Source organism: Flammeovirga agarivorans (assembly GCF_012641475.1).
GTDB lineage: Bacteria > Bacteroidota > Bacteroidia > Cytophagales > Flammeovirgaceae > Flammeovirga > Flammeovirga agarivorans.
Map to the genome: position 1 here is coordinate 1 of NZ_JABAIL010000149.1, position 503 is coordinate 503.

A 503-nucleotide genomic window follows, 5' to 3' on the forward strand; every position below is an offset into this window, starting at 1 on the left:
AACCGGCAGCGCGATATGGTCGGAATACTTGCTGATGATAGAGCGCACGCGCCAGTCGTTGAGGAAATCATCTTCGCCTTCGCGCAGATGCAGGGTGATTTCGGTGCCGCGATCGGCTTTGGTGATATCAGCTACGGTATATTCGCCTTCGCCGGCGGATTCCCAGAACACGCCGTTTTCCGGCTTGTCGCCCGCCGCACGGGTACGCACGGTCACTTTGTCCGCCACGATGAAGGCCGAATAGAAGCCGACGCCGAACTGACCGATCAGCTGGCTATCCTTCGCCTGGTCGGAACCCATCGATTCGAGGAACGCTTTGGTGCCGGATTTGGCGATGGTGCCGAGATGGTCGATAACTTCTTCCCGGTTCATACCGATACCGTTATCGGCGATGGTCAGGGTGCGGTTGTCTTTATCAAACGAAACCCGCACGCGCAGCTCGCCGTCTCCCTCATACAAATCCGGCTGCGACAGCGCGCGGAAACGCAGCTTATCGGCCGCAT

At 58.4% G+C, this 503-nt stretch carries 1 protein-coding gene; it reads right to left on the minus strand.

Annotated elements, in window-relative coordinates:
• Positions 1-503: ATP-binding protein (locus HGP29_RS28700; protein WP_211093494.1), on the minus strand; the 503-nt coding region annotated here is incomplete at both ends.